Annotated in this window: 21 protein-coding genes; 13 read left to right on the forward strand and 8 right to left on the reverse strand. The window is 35.5% G+C overall.

The window, feature by feature from the left end:
* Window positions 1-108 precede the first annotated feature (108 nt).
* Entirely contained in the window at window positions 109-822 is a 714-nt protein-coding gene (locus ACFSQS_RS11415) for a hypothetical protein (protein WP_388018732.1), read from the forward strand.
* An 83-nt stretch (window positions 823-905) separates the two neighbouring features.
* Here the strand turns inward: ACFSQS_RS11415 and ACFSQS_RS11420 are convergent, their stop codons facing one another.
* Window positions 906-1,469 (reverse strand): hypothetical protein, encoded by a 564-nt coding sequence (locus ACFSQS_RS11420; RefSeq protein ID WP_388018735.1) that lies wholly within the window; start codon window positions 1,467-1,469, stop codon window positions 906-908.
* 136 nt (window positions 1,470-1,605) lie between these two features.
* Between ACFSQS_RS11420 and ACFSQS_RS11425 the strand changes: the two genes are divergently transcribed.
* The 7 genes from ACFSQS_RS11425 (at window position 1,606) to ACFSQS_RS11455 (ending at window position 6,506) form a co-directional block, all read left to right on the forward strand.
* Window positions 1,606-2,568, forward strand: a complete 963-nt coding sequence (locus ACFSQS_RS11425) for an NAD-dependent epimerase/dehydratase family protein (RefSeq protein WP_388018738.1) — start codon at window positions 1,606-1,608, stop codon at window positions 2,566-2,568.
* Window positions 2,569-2,680: 112 nt separating this feature from the next.
* Window positions 2,681-3,271 (forward strand): HupE/UreJ family protein, encoded by a 591-nt coding sequence (locus ACFSQS_RS11430; RefSeq protein ID WP_388018741.1) that lies wholly within the window; start codon window positions 2,681-2,683, stop codon window positions 3,269-3,271.
* Window positions 3,272-3,799: 528 nt separating this feature from the next.
* A complete protein-coding gene (locus ACFSQS_RS11435; protein ID WP_388018744.1) occupies window positions 3,800-4,231 on the forward strand; it encodes a deoxycytidylate deaminase in 432 nt (143 codons plus the stop codon).
* Complete coding sequence (locus tag ACFSQS_RS11440; protein WP_388018747.1) at window positions 4,231-5,820, forward strand: S41 family peptidase; 1,590 nt, start codon at window positions 4,231-4,233, stop codon at window positions 5,818-5,820. The genes ACFSQS_RS11435 and ACFSQS_RS11440 overlap by 1 nt, the downstream gene beginning before the upstream one ends.
* A gap of 150 nt (window positions 5,821-5,970) precedes the next feature.
* Window positions 5,971-6,204, forward strand: a complete 234-nt coding sequence (locus ACFSQS_RS11445) for a type II toxin-antitoxin system ParD family antitoxin (protein ID WP_388018750.1) — start codon at window positions 5,971-5,973, stop codon at window positions 6,202-6,204.
* On the forward strand, window positions 6,205-6,387 hold the full coding sequence (locus ACFSQS_RS11450; RefSeq protein ID WP_388018753.1) for a hypothetical protein: 183 nt from the start codon (window positions 6,205-6,207) through the stop codon (window positions 6,385-6,387).
* A gap of 2 nt (window positions 6,388-6,389) precedes the next feature.
* A complete protein-coding gene (locus ACFSQS_RS11455; RefSeq protein ID WP_388018756.1) occupies window positions 6,390-6,506 on the forward strand; it encodes a type II toxin-antitoxin system RelE/ParE family toxin in 117 nt (38 codons plus the stop codon).
* Window positions 6,507-6,537: 31 nt separating this feature from the next.
* Here ACFSQS_RS11455 and ACFSQS_RS11460 read toward each other — a convergent pair whose 3' ends face one another.
* Genes ACFSQS_RS11460 through ACFSQS_RS11470 form a run of 3 tightly spaced genes read right to left on the reverse strand, consistent with a single transcriptional unit; the run spans window position 6,538 to window position 7,948 of the window.
* Complete coding sequence (locus tag ACFSQS_RS11460; RefSeq protein ID WP_388018759.1) at window positions 6,538-7,140, reverse strand: FAD-dependent oxidoreductase; 603 nt, start codon at window positions 7,138-7,140, stop codon at window positions 6,538-6,540.
* Window positions 7,140-7,343 (reverse strand): hypothetical protein, encoded by a 204-nt coding sequence (locus ACFSQS_RS11465; RefSeq protein WP_388018762.1) that lies wholly within the window; start codon window positions 7,341-7,343, stop codon window positions 7,140-7,142. Before ACFSQS_RS11465 ends, ACFSQS_RS11460 begins: the two co-directional genes overlap by 1 nt.
* 17 nt (window positions 7,344-7,360) lie before the next feature.
* Window positions 7,361-7,948, reverse strand: coding sequence for a MarC family protein (locus tag ACFSQS_RS11470; RefSeq protein ID WP_388018765.1), 588 nt, complete (start codon window positions 7,946-7,948; stop codon window positions 7,361-7,363).
* Window positions 7,949-8,155: 207 nt separating this feature from the next.
* Here ACFSQS_RS11470 and ACFSQS_RS11475 point away from each other — a divergent pair, with 207 nt between their 5' ends.
* From ACFSQS_RS11475 to ACFSQS_RS11485, 3 genes are all read left to right on the forward strand, one after another.
* On the forward strand, window positions 8,156-8,719 hold the full coding sequence (locus ACFSQS_RS11475; RefSeq protein WP_388018767.1) for a DUF3109 family protein: 564 nt from the start codon (window positions 8,156-8,158) through the stop codon (window positions 8,717-8,719).
* Window positions 8,720-9,122: 403 nt separating this feature from the next.
* A complete protein-coding gene (locus tag ACFSQS_RS11480) occupies window positions 9,123-10,397 on the forward strand; it encodes a ribonucleotide-diphosphate reductase subunit beta (protein WP_388018770.1) in 1,275 nt (424 codons plus the stop codon).
* A 3-nt stretch (window positions 10,398-10,400) separates the two neighbouring features.
* On the forward strand, window positions 10,401-12,194 hold the full coding sequence (locus ACFSQS_RS11485; RefSeq protein WP_388018773.1) for a ribonucleoside-diphosphate reductase subunit alpha: 1,794 nt from the start codon (window positions 10,401-10,403) through the stop codon (window positions 12,192-12,194).
* Between the two features lie 142 nt (window positions 12,195-12,336).
* Here ACFSQS_RS11485 and ACFSQS_RS11490 read toward each other — a convergent pair whose 3' ends face one another.
* Both ACFSQS_RS11490 and ACFSQS_RS11495 read right to left on the reverse strand, forming a co-directional pair.
* Complete coding sequence (locus ACFSQS_RS11490) at window positions 12,337-12,672, reverse strand: hypothetical protein (protein WP_388018776.1); 336 nt, start codon at window positions 12,670-12,672, stop codon at window positions 12,337-12,339.
* A 131-nt stretch (window positions 12,673-12,803) separates the two neighbouring features.
* Complete coding sequence (locus tag ACFSQS_RS11495) at window positions 12,804-14,066, reverse strand: 3-deoxy-D-manno-octulosonic acid transferase (RefSeq protein ID WP_388018779.1); 1,263 nt, start codon at window positions 14,064-14,066, stop codon at window positions 12,804-12,806.
* Window positions 14,067-14,194: 128 nt separating this feature from the next.
* Between ACFSQS_RS11495 and ACFSQS_RS11500 the strand changes: the two genes are divergently transcribed.
* The gene (locus ACFSQS_RS11500; protein ID WP_388018782.1) at window positions 14,195-15,349 is read left to right on the forward strand and encodes a DegT/DnrJ/EryC1/StrS family aminotransferase; all 1,155 of its coding nucleotides are present in this window, start codon (window positions 14,195-14,197) and stop codon (window positions 15,347-15,349) included.
* Window positions 15,342-16,367 carry a UDP-glucose 4-epimerase GalE gene (gene galE / locus ACFSQS_RS11505; RefSeq protein WP_388018785.1) on the forward strand — a complete coding sequence of 342 codons (1,026 nt, stop codon included), beginning with the start codon at window positions 15,342-15,344 and terminating at the stop codon, window positions 16,365-16,367. Before ACFSQS_RS11500 ends, galE begins: the two co-directional genes overlap by 8 nt.
* Here the strand turns inward: galE and ACFSQS_RS11510 are convergent.
* Together ACFSQS_RS11510 and ACFSQS_RS11515 are read right to left on the reverse strand one after the other, a co-directional pair.
* The gene (locus tag ACFSQS_RS11510) at window positions 16,364-17,479 is read right to left on the reverse strand and encodes a sensor histidine kinase (protein ID WP_388018788.1); all 1,116 of its coding nucleotides are present in this window, start codon (window positions 17,477-17,479) and stop codon (window positions 16,364-16,366) included. The two genes, galE and ACFSQS_RS11510, sit on opposite strands and share 4 nt — an antisense overlap.
* A 15-nt stretch (window positions 17,480-17,494) precedes the next feature.
* Window positions 17,495-18,277: a LytR/AlgR family response regulator transcription factor gene (locus ACFSQS_RS11515; protein WP_388018791.1), complete on the reverse strand. Its 783-nt coding sequence runs from the start codon at window positions 18,275-18,277 to the stop codon at window positions 17,495-17,497.
* Between the last annotated feature and the right edge of the window lie 193 nt (window positions 18,278-18,470).

Consider the following 18,470-nt stretch of genomic DNA (forward strand, 5'->3'; position numbering starts at 1 on the left):
AACAACAGTAGGTTTTAAAAGGGTTTGCTAATGAAAATAATTAGCATACTTTTAAGGCATTACTAGCTATTTTTTTATAGTTTTAGCAAAATTTAAAAACAAGCGGAAATGAAACGATTTTTAATGCTGGCCATTGTAGCTGGCGCTTTTCAGTTAAATGCACAAAGCAACCCAGAGTTAATAAAACATTACGAAGCCTATTATAAGCAAATGAAAACCCAGGGCGATATGCAAGGCATAATTAATGCCATGACGCATTTAAATGTGTTGTCTCCATCTGTTGCAAGGCAAGATACACTAGCCTATTTTTATATGAGCGAAGGTAAATATATACAAGCCTTAAACACTATTGGTTTTGAGAAAAATGTTGGCGATTCCGATATGGCTCTTGAGGTTAAAGCACTATCTTTAAAATCGGTTAAAAGGCCAGCGTTGGCCATTGGGCATTTTGAGGAGCTGTTTAAAAGAAACCCGAATGCCCTAATTGCATACGAGTTGGCCGAATTAAACCTGCAAACTCAAAAATTAGAAGAAGCCTCTAAGCACATTGCTTACGGCATTGCCAATGCTAAAGACGATATGACTAAAGCGTTTTACGAAACCCAACAGCCTTACCAAGTCTCTTTAAAATCGGCTTTTATGTACCTAAACGCATTAGTTATTTATAACCAGGATACCAAAGCAAACATAGACAAGGCGGTCGATATCTTAGATGAAACCTTAAAAAACGCACCTAATTTTAACTTAATTCAAATAACCAAAAACGAATTGTTAAGGCAAAAACAGGCCCTGGCCCAAGAGGCTGCCCAGTCTAAAAACTAGATCAAAAAAGATATTAAAAAACCACAGTTTCTAATTTTAGAAACTGTGGTTTTTTACTTAAAAGTCTATTTTTTATAGTGGTTTTATTCCGGTTTTTTAATATTCTGATACTCTTTCTCCAGCTTTTTGTTCATTTGGAAATTTAAGTTAGAAACCCCAACCAAAAACTCTTTTATGCTGGATTTAAGCGCATCTTTAGTTGTGGTCGATAAATTAGATAAACTTTCCAACTTGTAAATCTTGGTTTCTAAAACCTGAATCCTCGCCAAAGTTGATGGCGTATTTACGGGTGCTGGTATATTGCGCTTTAAATCTGTTAAAAGCGTTTTAATAGCCTCTTCGTTATTGAAAAAAAAACTCAAATCACCTTTTTTTACGCGTGTTACAACGTCTTGAAGCTGGCCGTACTCCTGCCAATTCTCAATGGCGCGTTCTGTTTTTTCATCTAAACCAAAATCTAAATAATCGAGCTTAGATAGCTCGCCCTCACTAAACTCTTTGCTCGTGCTTTCGGTAACAATCGTATCGGTAACAACCTGTTCTTCAATTTTTTTACAAGACACTATTATTGTAAAAATACAGGTTAAACCCAGTAGTTTAATATTCATATCACTAAGTGCTTTAAAACGCCTGTAAAGATATGCCATTAGTTTGTTCTTTATTGTTTTTTTGATTAAATTATGAGTGGTTATTGACTAAAATATATCCATATAAATATCAAGTAATAAGATATAATCTTTAAAATCTTTTTAATTTTGGCACATTCAAACTAATCGAGTTTATATGAAACCTAAGATTTTGATTATTGGTGCTTGCGGACAAATTGGTTCCGAATTAACATTTAAGCTTAGAAGCATTTATGGCAACGATAACGTAATTGCCAGCGACATAAACCCCGCTAATTTAGATATAGCTAAACCTGGTCTTTTCGAAATTATCGATGCCCAAGATTATGCCAGCATTAAAGCCTGTGTTGAAAAATATAATATCGACACCATTTACTTAATGGCAGCTATGTTAAGCGCAACCGGAGAAAAATTCCCTATGAAAGCCTGGGATTTAAACATGAATTCCCTGTTCCATGTTTTAAACCTAGCCAAAGATAAGTTTATAAAACAAGTGTTTTGGCCTTCTAGCATTGCCGTTTTTGGCCCCACAACACCCAGCGAAAACACACCGCAACATACCATAACGGAGCCTACAACCGTTTACGGCATTACAAAACAAGTGGGCGAACGTTGGTGCGAATACTACAACCAAAAATACGGTGTAGATGTTAGGAGTTTGCGCTACCCGGGCATTATTAGTTGGAAAACACAACCCGGTGGTGGCACTACAGATTATGCTGTAGAAATATACCACAAAGCGGTTAGCCAAAAAAAATACGATTGCTTTTTAAGCGAAAACACCAAGCTGCCCATGATGTTTATGGACGATGCCATTAAGGCAACCATAGATATTATGAGTGCAGATGCCAAGGCTATAAAATTACGCTCGTCTTATAATTTGGCCGCCATTAGCTTTACGCCAAAAGAAGTGGCCCAATCTATAAAACAGCACATTCCAGATTTTAAGATAAGCTACACGCCAGATTACAGGCAAGACATTGCCAACAGCTGGCCAAAAAGCATTAACGATGCCGCCGCACGAGAAGATTGGAATTGGAAACACGATTTTTCACTACAAGACATTACCAAGGAAATGCTGTTTCAGTTAAATAAAAAATGCAATACCGCCGTACCCTAAAAAAAATATTAACCCCAATACAAACAACCAGCGTTAACAAACAAATTAAAAACCCGCACAAGCTTTTATTTGTATATTTGGCAAACCCAATAAACCCTAAATCTTAATTAAAATGCTCGATAATTTTTTATTCAACGTAAAATACGGTATAAACCACGTACTGGACATTAACGCCTACGACCACGTATTGTTTTTAATCGTATTAACCGTACCCTACGTTTTTAAAGACTGGAAACGCGTTTTGCTGTTGGTAACCGTTTTTACCCTTGGGCATACCTTATCGCTGGTTTTAGCGGCTTATAACGTGGTAAGTGTTAACGCTGCAATGGTCGAGTTTTTAATACCCATAACCATTTTAATTGTAGCGCTATACAACGTGTTTACAGCCGGTAAGGGCGCGCAAAAAGAAAAAATAGGCGTCCTGTTTTTAACCACGCTCTTCTTTGGTTTAATACACGGTTTGGGTTTTGCGCGCGAGTTTAACATGCTGCTTGGAGCCACCGACAACAAACTTGTTTTGCTGCTGGAGTTTGCCTTAGGCATCGAGCTCGCCCAAGTAATTATTGTATTTGTCGTCCTGTTTTTAAGCTATGTGGTGCAAACCATATTCAGGTTTACCAAACGCGATTGGATAATGGTTATTTCGGCAATCGTAGTTGGTTTGGTAATACCAATGTTACTAAATAGCGACTTTTTAACTTAAATAATTATTTGGGCGTTACACTCCCGAAGCTTTGGGAGTGTAACGCCCAAAGCTTCGGGAGGTCGGGCTTTCACTACTCAATCTTTTTAAAGCCTTATTGCAAAGAAGTAACTACTGTGGCAATATGTTAAATTTTGGAGCTTTTCAAACTAAATGCCTTTTAAGCTTTAAAAAGGATTTCAAACAAACCGCTCAATCCCTAACGCGAATGTAGTACTAAAAACAAAAATTTTCATAAAAATTTAACGAACTTGCGTTGCAATTAAAATACGAACCGAGTATATTCGTTAAATCTAAGGTTTCGCGTTAGGTTTCGATAGCTATCGGGATCAGTGAAAATACTTTTTTACGCTTTTTAATATATAGGTTATTTAAAAGCAATTATTAAAATAAAAAACGTACTAAAAACAGTAGTAAGTTTACCACAAAAAAGATTGTAACGAAAAGCCATACCCCGAATAACTAGAAATTTAAATCGTATTTTTTAAATTTTAAATGAGGGTAAAGCCCAAATTATAAAACAAATTAATGCCAGAACACAAACAACTCAAGTACGATAAAGCCTATTTAAGAATAGCCAGGGAATGGGGAAAACTATCGTACTGCAAACGCCGGCAGGTTGGCGCGCTTATAGTAAAAGATAGAATGATAATATCTGATGGGTACAACGGTACGCCATCGGGTTTCGAGAATTTTTGCGAAGACGAGCAGGGTTACACCAAATGGTACGTGCTGCATGCCGAGGCCAATGCCATTTTAAAAGTCGCTTCGTCCACTCAATCGGCAAAAGGGGCAACCCTGTACATTACCATGTCGCCCTGTAAAGAGTGCAGCAAGCTAGTACACCAAGCAGGTATAGTAAAAGTGGTTTACAACCAAGCTTATAAAGACGACTCTGGCTTGCGCTTTCTAGAAAAAGCAGGCATCAAACTTAAATTAATTCAAGAAATAGACGAATAATGTCCCACCAAAAAAAATATTTACCACTGGTTTTAGGGCTTGCCATAGCAGCTGGTATTTTTATTGGCGGCAAGTTAAATTTCTCCGATTCGCCAGATCGTCTATTTTCTACCAATAGCAAAAAAGACAAGTTAAACAGGCTTATAGACTACATAGATTACGATTATGTAGATGAAGTAAATACCGATAGCATTGTAGATGTTACGGTTAATGGCATTCTGGATAATCTAGACCCGCATTCGGTGTATATCCCAAAAAAAGATATGCAGCGCGTTGCCGAAAGCATGAAAGGCGACTTTGTGGGTATTGGCGTAAGTTTTTATACCTATAGAGATACCATTGCCGTTATAAGGCCAACCGAAAACGGCCCAAGTGCCAAGGCCGGCATAAAAGGAGGCGACCGTATTATTATGGCCAATGGCGATACGCTTTTTGGAAATAAATTAAAAGACGACGAGATTTTAAAAAAACTTAAAGGCCCCATTAACAGTAAAGTTAACTTAAAGGTTTACAGAAAAGGTGAACCCAAGCTGTTGGATTTTACCGTTAAGCGCAGTACCATTCCTCTTAAAAGTGTTGATGCAGCGTATATGCTAACCGATAAGTTGGGCTATATAAAAATCAATCGTTTTGCCGAATCTACCTATAAAGAGTTTAAAAAAGGTTTAGAAAAATTAATAGACCTTGGCGCTAAAGAAATTGCTTTGGACCTACGCGATAACCCCGGTGGGTTTTTGCACATAGCCGAACAAATAGTAGATGAATTTCTAGAAAACGACAAGCTGATACTGTTTACAAAAAACAAACGCGGCAGCGTAGAAAAAAGCTTTTCAACCAGTAAAGGTGAGTTTGAAGAAGGCAACGTTTATGTATTAATTAACGAAAACTCTGCATCGGCAAGCGAGATTGTTGCCGGCGCATTACAAGACAACGATAAAGGCACTATTATTGGAAGACGCTCTTACGGCAAAGGGCTCGTACAACGCGAAATGGACCTGGGAGACGGCAGTGCCGTACGTTTAACCGTATCGCGTTACTATACCCCAACGGGGCGATCTATACAACGCCCCTATAAAAAAGGGCACAAAGATTATTACGACGAGTATTTCGAGCGGTTGGACAGCGGCGAACTCTTGGACCCAGAAAAAATTCAAGTCGCCGATTCGCTTAAGTTTACCACGCCAAAAGGTAAAATTGTTTACGGCGGAGGCGGCATCATCCCCGATGTGTTTGTGCCCATTGATAACAGTATGCACAACGAAACCCTTTCTCAATTATTTCGACGTGGTTTTATAGGTAATTTTGTGTTTAGGGAGTTGGATAAAAACAGACATGCATACACGGATTTGAGTAGAAAGGATTTTATAGATAATTTTGAGGTTCAAGAAGATTGGGTATATGCCATAGAAGATTATGTAAACCTTAGGCTTAACCGTAAAATAACCTTTGTGGCTTACCACAACGAAGTAAAACAGTATATTAAAGCCACTTTGGCCGACCAACTTTTTGGCAATGGCGCTTTCGAAGAGGTTTTTAATCAACGCGATTTAATGATAGACGAGGTGCTTAAGTTGAGTAATGGGGAATAATAATTTGAAGCCTTTGTTAGTTTTTTAAGTATGCTTTCTTCAAGTAAAATCGAAACTAAAAAAAAAATTCAAATAACAAAAAAATGTCCATATTCGTAAAATATGGACATTTTTATTATCTATAATTAATGGATAATAAAAATTATAACGATGAATGTAAGTTTAACAAAAAAACAAAAAGAATACATTGAAAATCAGATTGAATCTGGCGATTTTCAAAACGCAAGTAAGCTGGTTAGAGATGCATTGCGTTTACATGAAACGTACAGGCATCGTGTTATTGTAGATTTAAAAGCTGAAATTGAAAAAGGTTGGTCTGCAGCAACAAGTAATCGCAATGTAAAAGATATTATTGATAGTAAACGCCAAAATAAAACGGGCTAAATGTTAAACAAAATAAAAAGCTACAAGTTATCGGAGGAAGCAGATTTTGATATTGAAGCCATATTTGATTATTCACATTATTACCACGGTTTTAATCAAGCAGTAAAATATCTTAACGATTTAGATACGGTTTTTACCAATTGGTCATCAATCCAGAAATTAGAAGAAAACGAAACGAAATAAAAATGGGATTGTACAGTATTACTGAACAGGGACATGTTATATTTTATAGAATCCTAAAAAATCATATCAGAATAGTAAGAGTACTCCACGGAAGTAAAGATATGCCTAAACAATTTTAAACTCAGTTTTTTCGCTCCTTTGCGCGGTTAACTATACCTTATCATGCACCTTAGTGTGTTTCCCACCATTCCAAAGGGTTAAAATATCCGTGGCTACATGCGCGCCACTTCCCGAAGCTATGGCAAATTGGCTGCGCCAACCAGCCAATGTACCGGCAACATAAAGGTTTTCTTCAATTAAATGATTGGTGTTTTTTAACCAAATGCGGTTTTTTTCAATGGCTGCCCTTGGGTGTGGTGCAACATATTGTTCTAAACCTTTTATCCGCATTAAATTGGAATAGCCCACAGCAACTACAACGAGTTTAGATTTATAGCTGTTTTTATTGGTTTCTATTATAAATCCGCTTTCAAATTTATAAATCGCAGATACTTTTTCGTTTTCAATTTGCTCGATGTGTGGGTACAGATCTTGTAATTGCGCTTTGCCGCTTTTTAATATAGAGTCGCCGGTGGTTCCGGGTTTTAATCCTAAAACATTATTGAATAAAGCCGTTTGTAAATGCGATGTTTTTTGATGCGTTATAATAGCTACTCGTTTATTTTTAGCAAAAGCTTTGTTTTCTGCAGAGCCCAAAACCAAAGCGCAAGACAAGCCTGCTGCACCACCACCAATAATTAATGTGTCGTACATTATTTGCGCTCTTTTACTTTTTGTTCAATGCGTTTCGAAGTTCTTAAAATACCCATCATAAGTATTACGCATAACGCGGCTAAAATGGTAATTAAGGCAATTATGCTGTCGCCCTGCAAAGGCGCGTTAAAATCTACTTTGGTAAAGTTAAAAGCAATAAGCCCTAAAGCAATAAGGCTAAGTATTAGGGTTAAGGTTTTCATTTTTTTATGGATTTATTTTATATAACCTCAAACAAAGCCTTAATATTGTGGGCAAAGAGTTTTACAGCAATAGCCAGCAAAATAACACCAAATACCTTGCGTACAATATTTATACCGTTTTGCCCTATAATACGTTCTATTTTAGACGATGTTTTAAGCACAATATAAATAATAATTACGTTTAATAAAACCGCAACAATAATATTTTCTATTCTAAATTCGGCACGTAGAGAGAGCAACGTGGTTAAACTGCCTGGGCCAGCAATTAATGGAAATGCCAATGGAAACACAGCGGTTGTCATGGCGTCGTGCTCTTCTTGTTTATAAAGCGTTATACCCAAAATCATCTCTAAAGCAATAAAAAATAAAATAAAGGCACCGGCCACGGCAAAAGAGTTAACGTCTATACCAATAAGGTTTAAAATACTAGCACCTAAAAACAGGAATACAATTAAAATAACACCTGCTATTATTGAGGCTTTTTCGCTTTGAATGTGTCCTGCTTTTTTTCGCAAATCGATAACAATAGGAATGTTTCCAACAATATCAATTACTGCAAAAAGTACCATAAAAGCAGTAAAAATCTCTTTAAAATTAAGTTGCATAACTTTTGTTTTTAATTTTTCGGCAAAAGTAGATGATTAATACTGATTTGTAACAATAAATAAAAAAAAATCCTGGGCATTATATGTTGAAGCAAGCTTATAAAATTGAGGTTCTCGCAAGATGGAAAGATTAATAATTCATTGTGGTATAACAAAAACAATGCTTAAAGCGTAAAACTAAATAAAGAATTTCTCTATTTTTGCAGCATGTTTCAATTAGGGAAAACCATAGTTTCAGAAGATATTATAAAAAAAGATTTTGTGTGCAACCTATCGGCTTGCAAGGGGGCTTGTTGTATCGATGGCGATGCCGGTGCACCGCTTGATGAGGATGAAATTCAAATATTAAAAGCTATCTATCCAAAAATAAAACCTTTTTTGCGACCAGAAGGCATTGAGGCTATTGAGAAACAAGGCACGCACATAATTACGGAATTTGGCGATTTAGAAACCCCTTTAATTAACAATGCAGATTGTGCCTACGTGATTTTTGACGAAAAAAATACAGCTCTTTGCGGTATCGAAGAGGCCTATAACCAAGGAGAAATTTCTTGGAAAAAACCAGTATCTTGCCATTTATATCCCGTTCGGGTAAAGGCCTATTCTGAATTTTCGGCGGTAAATTACGATAAATGGGACATTTGCGACGATGCTTGCTCACTTGGCAAAGAACTGCAAGTGCCCGTTTATAAATTTGTAAAAGAGGCTTTAATTAGAAAGTTTGGAGAAGACTGGTATTTAGAGCTGGAAAAAGTTGCCAAAACTTTGTAGAGCAACTTCTAAAAACACTAGTAAAACAAGGGGTGTAGGCTATATATTCTTTACTTTTTATGTTCACTTTACGCTTGCTCAAAAAACACAATAGCCTGATAGATAGATACTTATAAAATTAATGTGTAAACTTCTTGTAATTAGTGCTATTTTTTGTTTGTTAAAAACTTGTTGATAAGGTTTATAAAACCCTCTTTCTTTTTTAATAACATTTAGCAACCTTTGTTAAGAGCAAATAAAGTTGGATTTTCTTTTTTGTAAGTTTAAAAAAACGAAGGAGGATCTTAATTTTTTTTGCAAAACACTGGCCTTGTATTTCTTTTTGGAAAACAGAAAACCGCAAAAACAAAGCCAGATTATTTTTACATTATTCTTGCAATAACAAAGCTGTTAAATATAAACTATGGAGATTACACAAATTATTAAAAGAGATTACGAAACAAGTCCTTTTGTTTTAAACAAGATTTCAAATGCCATTGAAAAAGCAATGCTTTCTGTAGGAAACGGTACTAAAGAAGACGCCAATGCCATTGCCCAAAATGTTTTAAAAGCCTTGTTGGAAAGAAAAGAAAAAGACAATAAATATGTGCCAACCGTAGAGCAGGTACAAGATCTTGTTGAAGAAAAATTAATGGAAAGCGCATTTCACGATGTAGCCAAAGCCTATATTCTATATAGAGATGAGCAGGCTAGAAATAGGAAAACCAATATTTTTGAAAAGCGCATAAACTTAAAACCCTATGAGTACCCGGCTTTATACGAATATGTAGATGCCATTAGGCATTCTTATTGGATTCATTCAGAATTTAACTTTACAAGCGATATACAGGATTTTAAAACCAAACTTACCGTAGTAGAGCAAAACGCCATTAAAAACACCATGCTGGCCATTTCGCAAATAGAGGTTGCGGTTAAAAGCTTTTGGGGCGATCTGTACAATAAAATGCCAAAACCTGAAATAGGATCTGTTGGTGCTACTTTTGCCGAAAGCGAGGTGCGCCATCATGATGCTTACTCTCATTTACTGGAAATTTTAGGGCTTAATAACGAGTTTAAACACCTTAAGAAGAAACCGGTAATTATGCGTCGGGTTCACTATTTGGAAACCGCCCTAAAAAACGCGAAAAGCGAAGACAACAAAGAGTTCTCTGAGTCCATTTTATTGTTTTCACTGTTTATAGAACACGTTTCTTTGTTCTCTCAGTTTCTAATAATCATGGCTTTTAATAAGCACAAAAACATGCTTAAAGGGGTTTCTAACGTTGTAGAGGCGACCTCTAAAGAAGAGCAGATACATGGCGATTTCGGGATAGACGTAATTAAAATAATAAAAACGGAAAACCCAACTTGGTTCGATCAAGATCATGCCACATTTGTACAAGACCTTTGTAAGGAAGCCTTTGAATCTGAAAGCAAAATAATAGATTGGATTTTTGAAGCCGGAGAATTAGAGTTCTTGCCTAAAAATGTTGTTAACGAGTTTATTAAAAACAGATTTAACAACTCACTGGAAAGCATCGGTATTGAAAAGGTATTTGATATCAATCAAGAATTAGTTGAACAAACCGAATGGTTTGACGACGAAATTATAGGTACAAAACACGGCGATTTCTTTGTAAAACGATCTATAAACTACAGTAAAAGAACAAAAAGTATAACCAGCGACGACCTTTTTTAAAAAATGAGCAACTACACCAACAAAACCACAGCAGAAAACCTGCACCAAGAAGCAACGCCTTCAAAATTCAACGAATTAATCAACGCCAGAAACCAAGCAATAAAAGAAGCCGGCAAAAAACCGGAAATAAAATGGTTAACAGATAATAGCCGTAAATTTTTATCTTCGGGCTACTTAACAGAAGGCACAACACCAGAAGAACGCATTAAGGAAATTGCCCTTAGAGCCGAAGAAATATTAAAAATTGATGGCTTTGCAGATAAGTTTTATGGCTATATGGCAGAAGGCTATTATTCGCTAGCTTCACCGGTTTGGTCTAACTTTGGTAAAAAAAGAGGCCTGCCCATTAGCTGTTTTGGCTCGCACATATCAGACGATATGGGAGATATTCTTTATACCCAATCCGAAGTTGGTATGATGTCTAAACTAGGTGGAGGAACTTCTGGCTATTTTGGCAAACTACGCCATAGAGGCGCACCTGTAAAAAACAATGGCGAATCATCAGGAGCAGTTCACATTATGCAGCTTTTCGAAAAAATGGTAGATGTGGTAAGTCAAGGTTCAGTAAGACGCGGGAGATTTTCACCATATCTACCCATAGAACACCAAGATATTCATGAATTTTTAGAAATTGGAACAGAAGGAAACCCAATACAAGAATTAACACATGGCGTAACCGTAGGTAACGAATGGATGCAAGAAATGATTGATGGTGATACCGACAAAAGAGCCATTTGGGCAAAAGTTTTGCAACGCCGAGGCGAAATAGGCTACCCTTACATTTTCTTTAGGGATAATGCAAACAATGCTGCGCCAGAAGTATATCAAGAAAAAAAGCATGAAATTTACGCCAGTAATTTATGCTCAGAAATTATGTTGCCAACAAACAACAGGTGGTCTTTTGTTTGCGTACTCTCATCCATAAACCTACTACATTACGATAAGTGGAAAGATACCGATGCGGTAGAAACCATGGTGTACTTTTTAGATGCCGTTTTAGAAGAATTTATAACCAAGTTAGAAGTTTATAGGGATTCTGACAATAGAGATGATAGGCAAACCTTCATGTTCATGGAAAAAGCCTATAATTTTGCCAAAGAAAACAGGGCATTGGGCATGGGCGCTTTAGGTTGGCACTCTTTATTGCAGTCTAAAATGTTGGCTTTTGATAGTCAAGAAGCTTTTAATTTGAATAGTGAAATATTTAAAGCCATTGGAGAAAAATCTAAAAAAGCATCAGAAGAATTAGCCAAACTTTTTGGAGAACCCGAAGTGCTAAAAGGCTACGGAAGGCGCAATACAACCTTAAATGCCGTGGCGCCTACAACATCTTCGGCGTTTATTTTGGGGCAAGTATCTCAAGGTATCGAACCCATTTGGTCTAATAGCTACGTAAAGGATATAGCTAAAATTAAAACTACTATTAAAAATCCGTTTTTAGTCGAACTTTTAGAGGAAAAAGGATTGAATACCAGCGAAATATGGAAAAGCATTCGCGATTACGATGGTTCTGTACAGCATTTAGAGCAGCTCACAGACCATGAGAAAGAGGTGTTTAAAACCTATTCTGAAATTGATCAAATGACCATTGTTTACCAAGCTGCAAACAGGCAAAATCATATAGACCAAGGGCAATCTTTAAACATAATGGTGCACCCTGATATGCCGGTTAAAGACATTAATAAGATATATGTTACCGCTTGGAAACTGGGAATTAAATCGTTGTACTACCAACACAGCATGAACGCCGCTCAGAAATTTAGGCAAAAGAAAGAATGCACAAGTTGCGAGGGTTAATATAAGATACCGCCACAACCTAATATGGTGTATTTGCTTTTTATGTAAATCCCACTCGTGTATTATATAGAGATAAGATTAGGTATAGCAATAAAAAAAACCACCTATTAGGTGGTTTTTTTGTAAATATTGTAGTTGGTTCTTAGTTGCCGCCAGTAACTTCTTTAACTTTGTTTTTTGCGGCTTCGGCTGCTTTATCAACAGCTTCTTCAGCTTTATCGGCAGCTTTGTTAGCGGCATCACCAGCAGCGTCAACAGCTTTGTCAACTGCCTCTCCAGCAGCATCAGTAGCGTCTTCTATTGCATCACCTGCGTTGTCAACGGCGTCTTCAACGGCATCAGCAGCTTTTTCTGCAGCTTCTTCGGTTGCTTCAACAGCGTTTTCAACAGCATTTTCAGCTTTTTTTGTGTCTCTGCATGAAGTAAATGATAAACTAAGTACTAATAATAAGGCAGTGCTTAAAAATAATTTTTTCATTGGTTTTTTGTTTTTTCTTGTGTTAGTGTTAATTTTTTTAATAATAATTATTAGACTGCTAATGTAATAACTTCCTGTTAAATCCAAATTTTTAGAGGGACGAATTTTTAACATTTGCTTCTAAAATCATCTTATATACGCAGGTAATCGAGTATTTGGATGACAGCACCTTTGTTTTTTATTATAAACTCTGAGTTTTTTTTGCCCGAGTACAGCCTTTTCCGGTTATTTTCTATCAGTTCATTTAAAATAAAATTGAATTCTTTTTGATTGGAGATTGAGAACATCCCGTTATTGTCTATCATAGATTTTGCCTCCGGAAATTTAGTGTGGTTGGGGCCAATAATAATTGGTATGCCAAAAACCGCGGGTTCCAAGGTATTGTGCAAGCCTGTGTTTCCCATGGCGCCACCAACATAAGCTATATCGGCATAACTGTATATTTTAGATAGCAAACCAATGGTATCTATAACAAAAACGGTTGCATCAGCGAGGTTTTTTTCTTCTTTTTCGCTAAATAAAACGGTTTTGGTATTTAGTTTTTCCTTTAAGTTTTTTATTTGTTGAGATTTTATATTGTGAGGCGCTATGATGAATTTTATGTTTTCTGGAACTTTAGAATTAATGAAATTAACGAATAAGCTTTCGTCTTCTGGCCAAGAACTACCAGCAACCACACAGAGCTTATTGTTTTTAAAATCTTCGATAAAATGTAGCTGGTTGTTTGTTTTTAATTGATTGGAAACCCTGTCGAACCGGGTGTCGCCAGAAACCGTAACGGTGTTGTAGTTAATGGATTCCAATAAAACCTTAGAGGATTCGTTTTGTGTAAAAATATGCTCGAAAGTAAATAAGGCGTCTCGCAATGTTTTTCCGTAGAATTTAAAAAACGATTGATTGTCTCTAAATGCTGCCGAAATTAATAGGGCTCTTAATCCTCTTGATTTTAATTCATTTAAAAAATTGGGCCAAATATCATATTTAACAAAAATAGTGAGTTCTGGGTTTACAATATTTAAAAATCTTGAGGCATTTTTTTTGGTATCTAAAGGCAAATAAACAACCACATTGGCAATGGGCGAGTTTTTACGAACTTGATAGCCCGAAGGCGAAAAAAAAGTGAGTACAATTTTATGTGTTTTGTAATGTTTGCGCAAGCCTTGAAAAACAGGAAGGCCCTGTTCGTATTCGCCTAAAGAAGCGCAATGAAACCATAGGGTTTTGTCGTTTTTGCTAATGTTGTTTTTTAAAATAGTATAGGTTTCGGTTCGTCCTTTAACACCAAGTCTAATTTTTTTATTAACTGGCGCTAAACATTTTAATCCAAACTTTGCTATACGAATCCCTGTGTTGTAAATTAATCCCACTTTTATTTCTTTAGTGCTAAAATACATTTCTTTAAAATAAATACGTTGGTTAACGCTTATGAATTTTGTAATTTCGCAGCGTTAAATACCTATTGGCATTATGCATTACAATAAAGCTTGTTTTCTTAATATGAACGAGTTGTAAATTTTTTTATATGAAGAAAATTCAAATGGTGGACCTCAAAGGTCAGTACAATCAAATAAAGGATGTTGTAAACCCATCGATTCAGGAAGTTATTGAGACCACTTCGTTTATAAATGGTCCCAAAGTTCATGAATTCCAAAAGCACTTAGAACAGTACCACAATGTAAAACACGTAATTCCCTGTGCCAATGGTACCGATGCCTTGCAAATTGCCATGATGGGCTTGGGCCTAAAACCTGGCGATGAGGTAATAACTGCCGATTTTACTTTTGCAGCTACCGTAGAGGTTATCGCATTGCTAAATTTAACACCCGTTTTGGTAGATGTAAATCCAGACGATTTTAATATAAACATTGAAGCCATAAAAAAAGCCATTACCCCAAAAACAAAGGCTATTGTTCCGGTACATTTATTTGGGCAATGTGCTAATATGGAGGCTATTATGGATATTGCAAAAGCACATAATTTATTTGTTATTGAAGATAATGCACAAGCTATTGGTGCTACTTACACTTACAAAGACGGTACTAAGGCAAAAGCAGGCACTATAGGGCATGTATCGTCCACTTCTTTTTTTCCATCAAAAAACCTGGGTTGCTATGGCGATGGTGGTGCTATTTTTACAAACGATGATGATTTAGCGCACATTATTAGAGGTATTGTTAACCACGGTATGTATAAGCGTTACCACCATGATGTTGTAGGGGTAAATTCGCGCTTAGATAGTATCCAAGCAGCCGTTTTAGATGCCAAATTACCATATTTAGATAGTTACAACAGAGCAAGACAAACCGCTGCAAAAAAATACAATGAAGCCTTTAAAGGTGTTGAAAATATAATTACACCAGTAACTGTAAATAATTGCGATGGTATATGCGATGCTTGCGATTGCCATGTGTTTCATCAATACACATTAAAATTAAAAGGTGTAGATAGGGATGCTTTGGTAAAACATTTAAACGCTCACGATATTCCGTGTGGCGTGTATTACCCAATCCCTCTACACAGGCAGAAAGCCTATGCAGATTCTCGATATAACGAATCCGATTTTAAGGTTACAAATCAATTAATAAAGGAGGTTATCTCGTTACCAATGCATACAGAATTGGATGATGAGCAAATAGAATACATTACATCAACTCTTAAAAATTTTATAAATGGATAAAATATTAGTTACAGGCGGCTTAGGTTTTATAGGCTCGCATACGGTTGTAGAATTACAAAACGAAGGTTATGTGGTTGTTATTATTGACGATTTATCAAACTCTTCAGAAAACGTTTTAGATGGTATTACATCAATTACAGGAAAAACACCCGTATTCGAAAAATTAGATTTAAAAGATAGGCCAAAAGTGGAAAGCTTTTTTGCAAAGCACAGCGATATAAAAGGCGTTATCCATTTTGCGGCAAGTAAAGCCGTAGGCGAGAGTGTGCAAGAACCCTTGTTGTATTACGAAAATAATATTTCTACGCTTGTTTATATTTTAAAAGAATTAAAAAAATTACCATCTGCTTCATTTATTTTTAGCTCGTCGTGTACGGTTTACGGTCAAGCCGATGAATTGCCAATAACAGAAAACGCACCTGTTAAACAAGCCGAATCGCCCTACGGAAACACCAAGCAAATAGGTGAAGAAATTATAAGAGATACCTGTAAAGTTACTCCAGATTTAAAAGCGATAGCCTTACGTTATTTTAATCCAGTAGGTGCTCATGAAACGGCTAAAATAGGAGAGTTGCCAATAGGAGTGCCACAAAACTTAGTGCCTTTTATTACACAAACAGCTATTGGTGTTCGCGAGCAGTTATCGGTTTTTGGAGACGATTATCCTACGCCAGATGGAACTTGTATTCGTGATTATATTCATGTGGTCGATTTGGCCAAAGCGCATGTTGTAGCTCTGGGCCGTTTATTACAAAACAAAAACAAAACCAATTACGAAACCTTTAATTTAGGAACCGGAACAGGCAGCTCTGTTTTAGAAGTTATTAAAGCTTTCGAAAAAGTTTCAGGAGAAAAACTTAATTATAAAATTGTCGGCAGAAGAGAAGGCGACGTTATTTCTGCCTATGCAGATACTGCTAAAGCCAATAACGAGCTTGGATGGAAAACAAAACTAACGCTTGATGATGCGATGCGTTCTGCTTGGAAATGGGAGCAGGTAGTTAGGAAAAAGGACTAGTAGTGTTTATCAATTTCTGAAATTGAAAATGTAATAGGAATGCTAATTTTAGTAATAACCTTACCAGCTTTATTATATATGCTAAGTTTGTAATTTTTGCCGTACAAACTGTCTAGTCTTTCTTTAATATTGCTAAGACCAGTTCCTTTTTTAAGCAGAACGCTAAGGTTTTCCTTTAAGGCTTTGCCATTATTTTCAACTTTAACAACAAGTTTGTTCTTTTTCTTATAGATGTCAATTACAATTTCCAACGAAATAGAATCGGAGCCATAACCGTGTTTGGTAGAATTTTCTACTATGGGCTGAATAAGCATGTTGGGTACTAGCACGTTTTCCAATCCCATTTCAATATTAAGATGGATATTTAACTGATCGGAAAAGCGCGTTTTTTTAATATGAATGTACTTTTTTAGTATTTTTAGTTCTTCCTGTAATTCAATTAAATTTTCATCTTTTTTATCTAAAACATTTCTTAACAGGTCGCTTAAATCTACGACCATGTTCTTCGATTTTTCAATGTTTATATCCATTAAGGAATGAATACCGTTTAGGGTATTGAATAAAAAGTGCGGGTGCATTTGGGATTGTAAAAATTTTAAATGCGATTTAGAAAGCTGGTCTTGGAGTTTAATGGTTTGTATTTTACTTTCCTGCATTTTTTTTAAGTAGTAGTAGGTATAGATTAATGCCACCAAAGACATGTAAATTAAAAAATGTAAATCCACTAACCTTATAAAAGAGATCCAAAACGCCTCAAAAGAGAAATCCAGTAGCTCCGAAGGGTTTCTAATATTACTTACAACTAATGATATGCCAAGCGTGAAAGCCCCAATAAAAAAAGAAAAAAACAGATGTATAAAGCCGATGTAGATTAGCTTGGTTTTTTTGCTCATTAAGTAGTTTGTAGTAATGGCTATAAAAACCATGAATATAATTATAAGGAGCCAATCTAATAAGTTTCCAAAAACAAATTCGCCCCAGTCTGTTTCACTATTCATTAACACTCTTAAGTAAGCGTTTTTTGATGCATATATAATTACAAACAATAAATAGAAAAAAGATAAAATGCCTATTAGTTTAATGTCTAGGTACTTTTTTAATTTTTTTATCATAAAAAAACAAATTGTTTAGATTCCCATTTTTTTCTGAAACTCTTTTTTATGGGTCTTACTAATTCTAAATAATTTTTCGTCCATCATTTTTACATCAATTTCGCCATAATTGGAGTAAAGAACTTCTTTAATTAAAGCAGAGTTAATAATGGTGGATCTGTGAATCCTTATAAAGTTAAAGGATTTTAATTGGTCGAGTAGAGAGTTTAACGATTCTCTTAAAAGATATTTTTTTTGTTCGGTAAAAATCTCTGCATAATAACCAGAGGCTTGTATGTATTTAATGTCGTTTTTTTCAATAAACGAAATTTTACCATTGGCTTTAATAGCTAGCTTGGTATGTTTAATGTCTTGGAAACTGGCATTGGGATTATTAATGTACTTTAATAGATTGTTTATTTTTTTATTTAGTGCATTAGATTTGTTTGAAGAAAATAGTTCGATTACTTTGTTTGTAGATTGAAAAAAACGCTCGTCCTTAAAGGGTTTTAGTAAATAATCAAAAGCAAAAAAATCGAAGGCCTTTAAGGCAAATTCATCAAAAGCAGTTATAAAAATTATTAGAGGCCTGATAGATTCATCTACCTCTTTCAGAATGTCAAACCCAGTCATATCGGTTATCTGGATATCCAAAAAAATAAGATCGGGCTTTTTGTTGTTTATAGCCTTAATGGCTTCTTTACCAGAGCTGCACTCTTCAATAACCTCAATATCTTTAATCTCGTTCAATAGATTAGCGACTCTTTTTCTCGCTAAGAATTCATCATCTATTATTATGGCCTTTATAGGAGCAAACATTAAAAAACTATTAATTAAGTATTCTAAACTAACACAAAAAAACAACTAATTAAGTTGCATTATTTCTCTTTACATCAAAAAAAAGGGTTTTCAAATCAATATAACTTTAGTACAATTCAGAAATAATGGGTTTTAAATCAATATAATATAATTTGGCTTCTAAAAATTTTTTTATTTGATTAAGCGCTTGTTT

This window comes from Gelatiniphilus marinus (assembly GCF_042684345.1).
Lineage (GTDB): Bacteria > Bacteroidota > Bacteroidia > Flavobacteriales > Flavobacteriaceae > Gelatiniphilus > Gelatiniphilus marinus.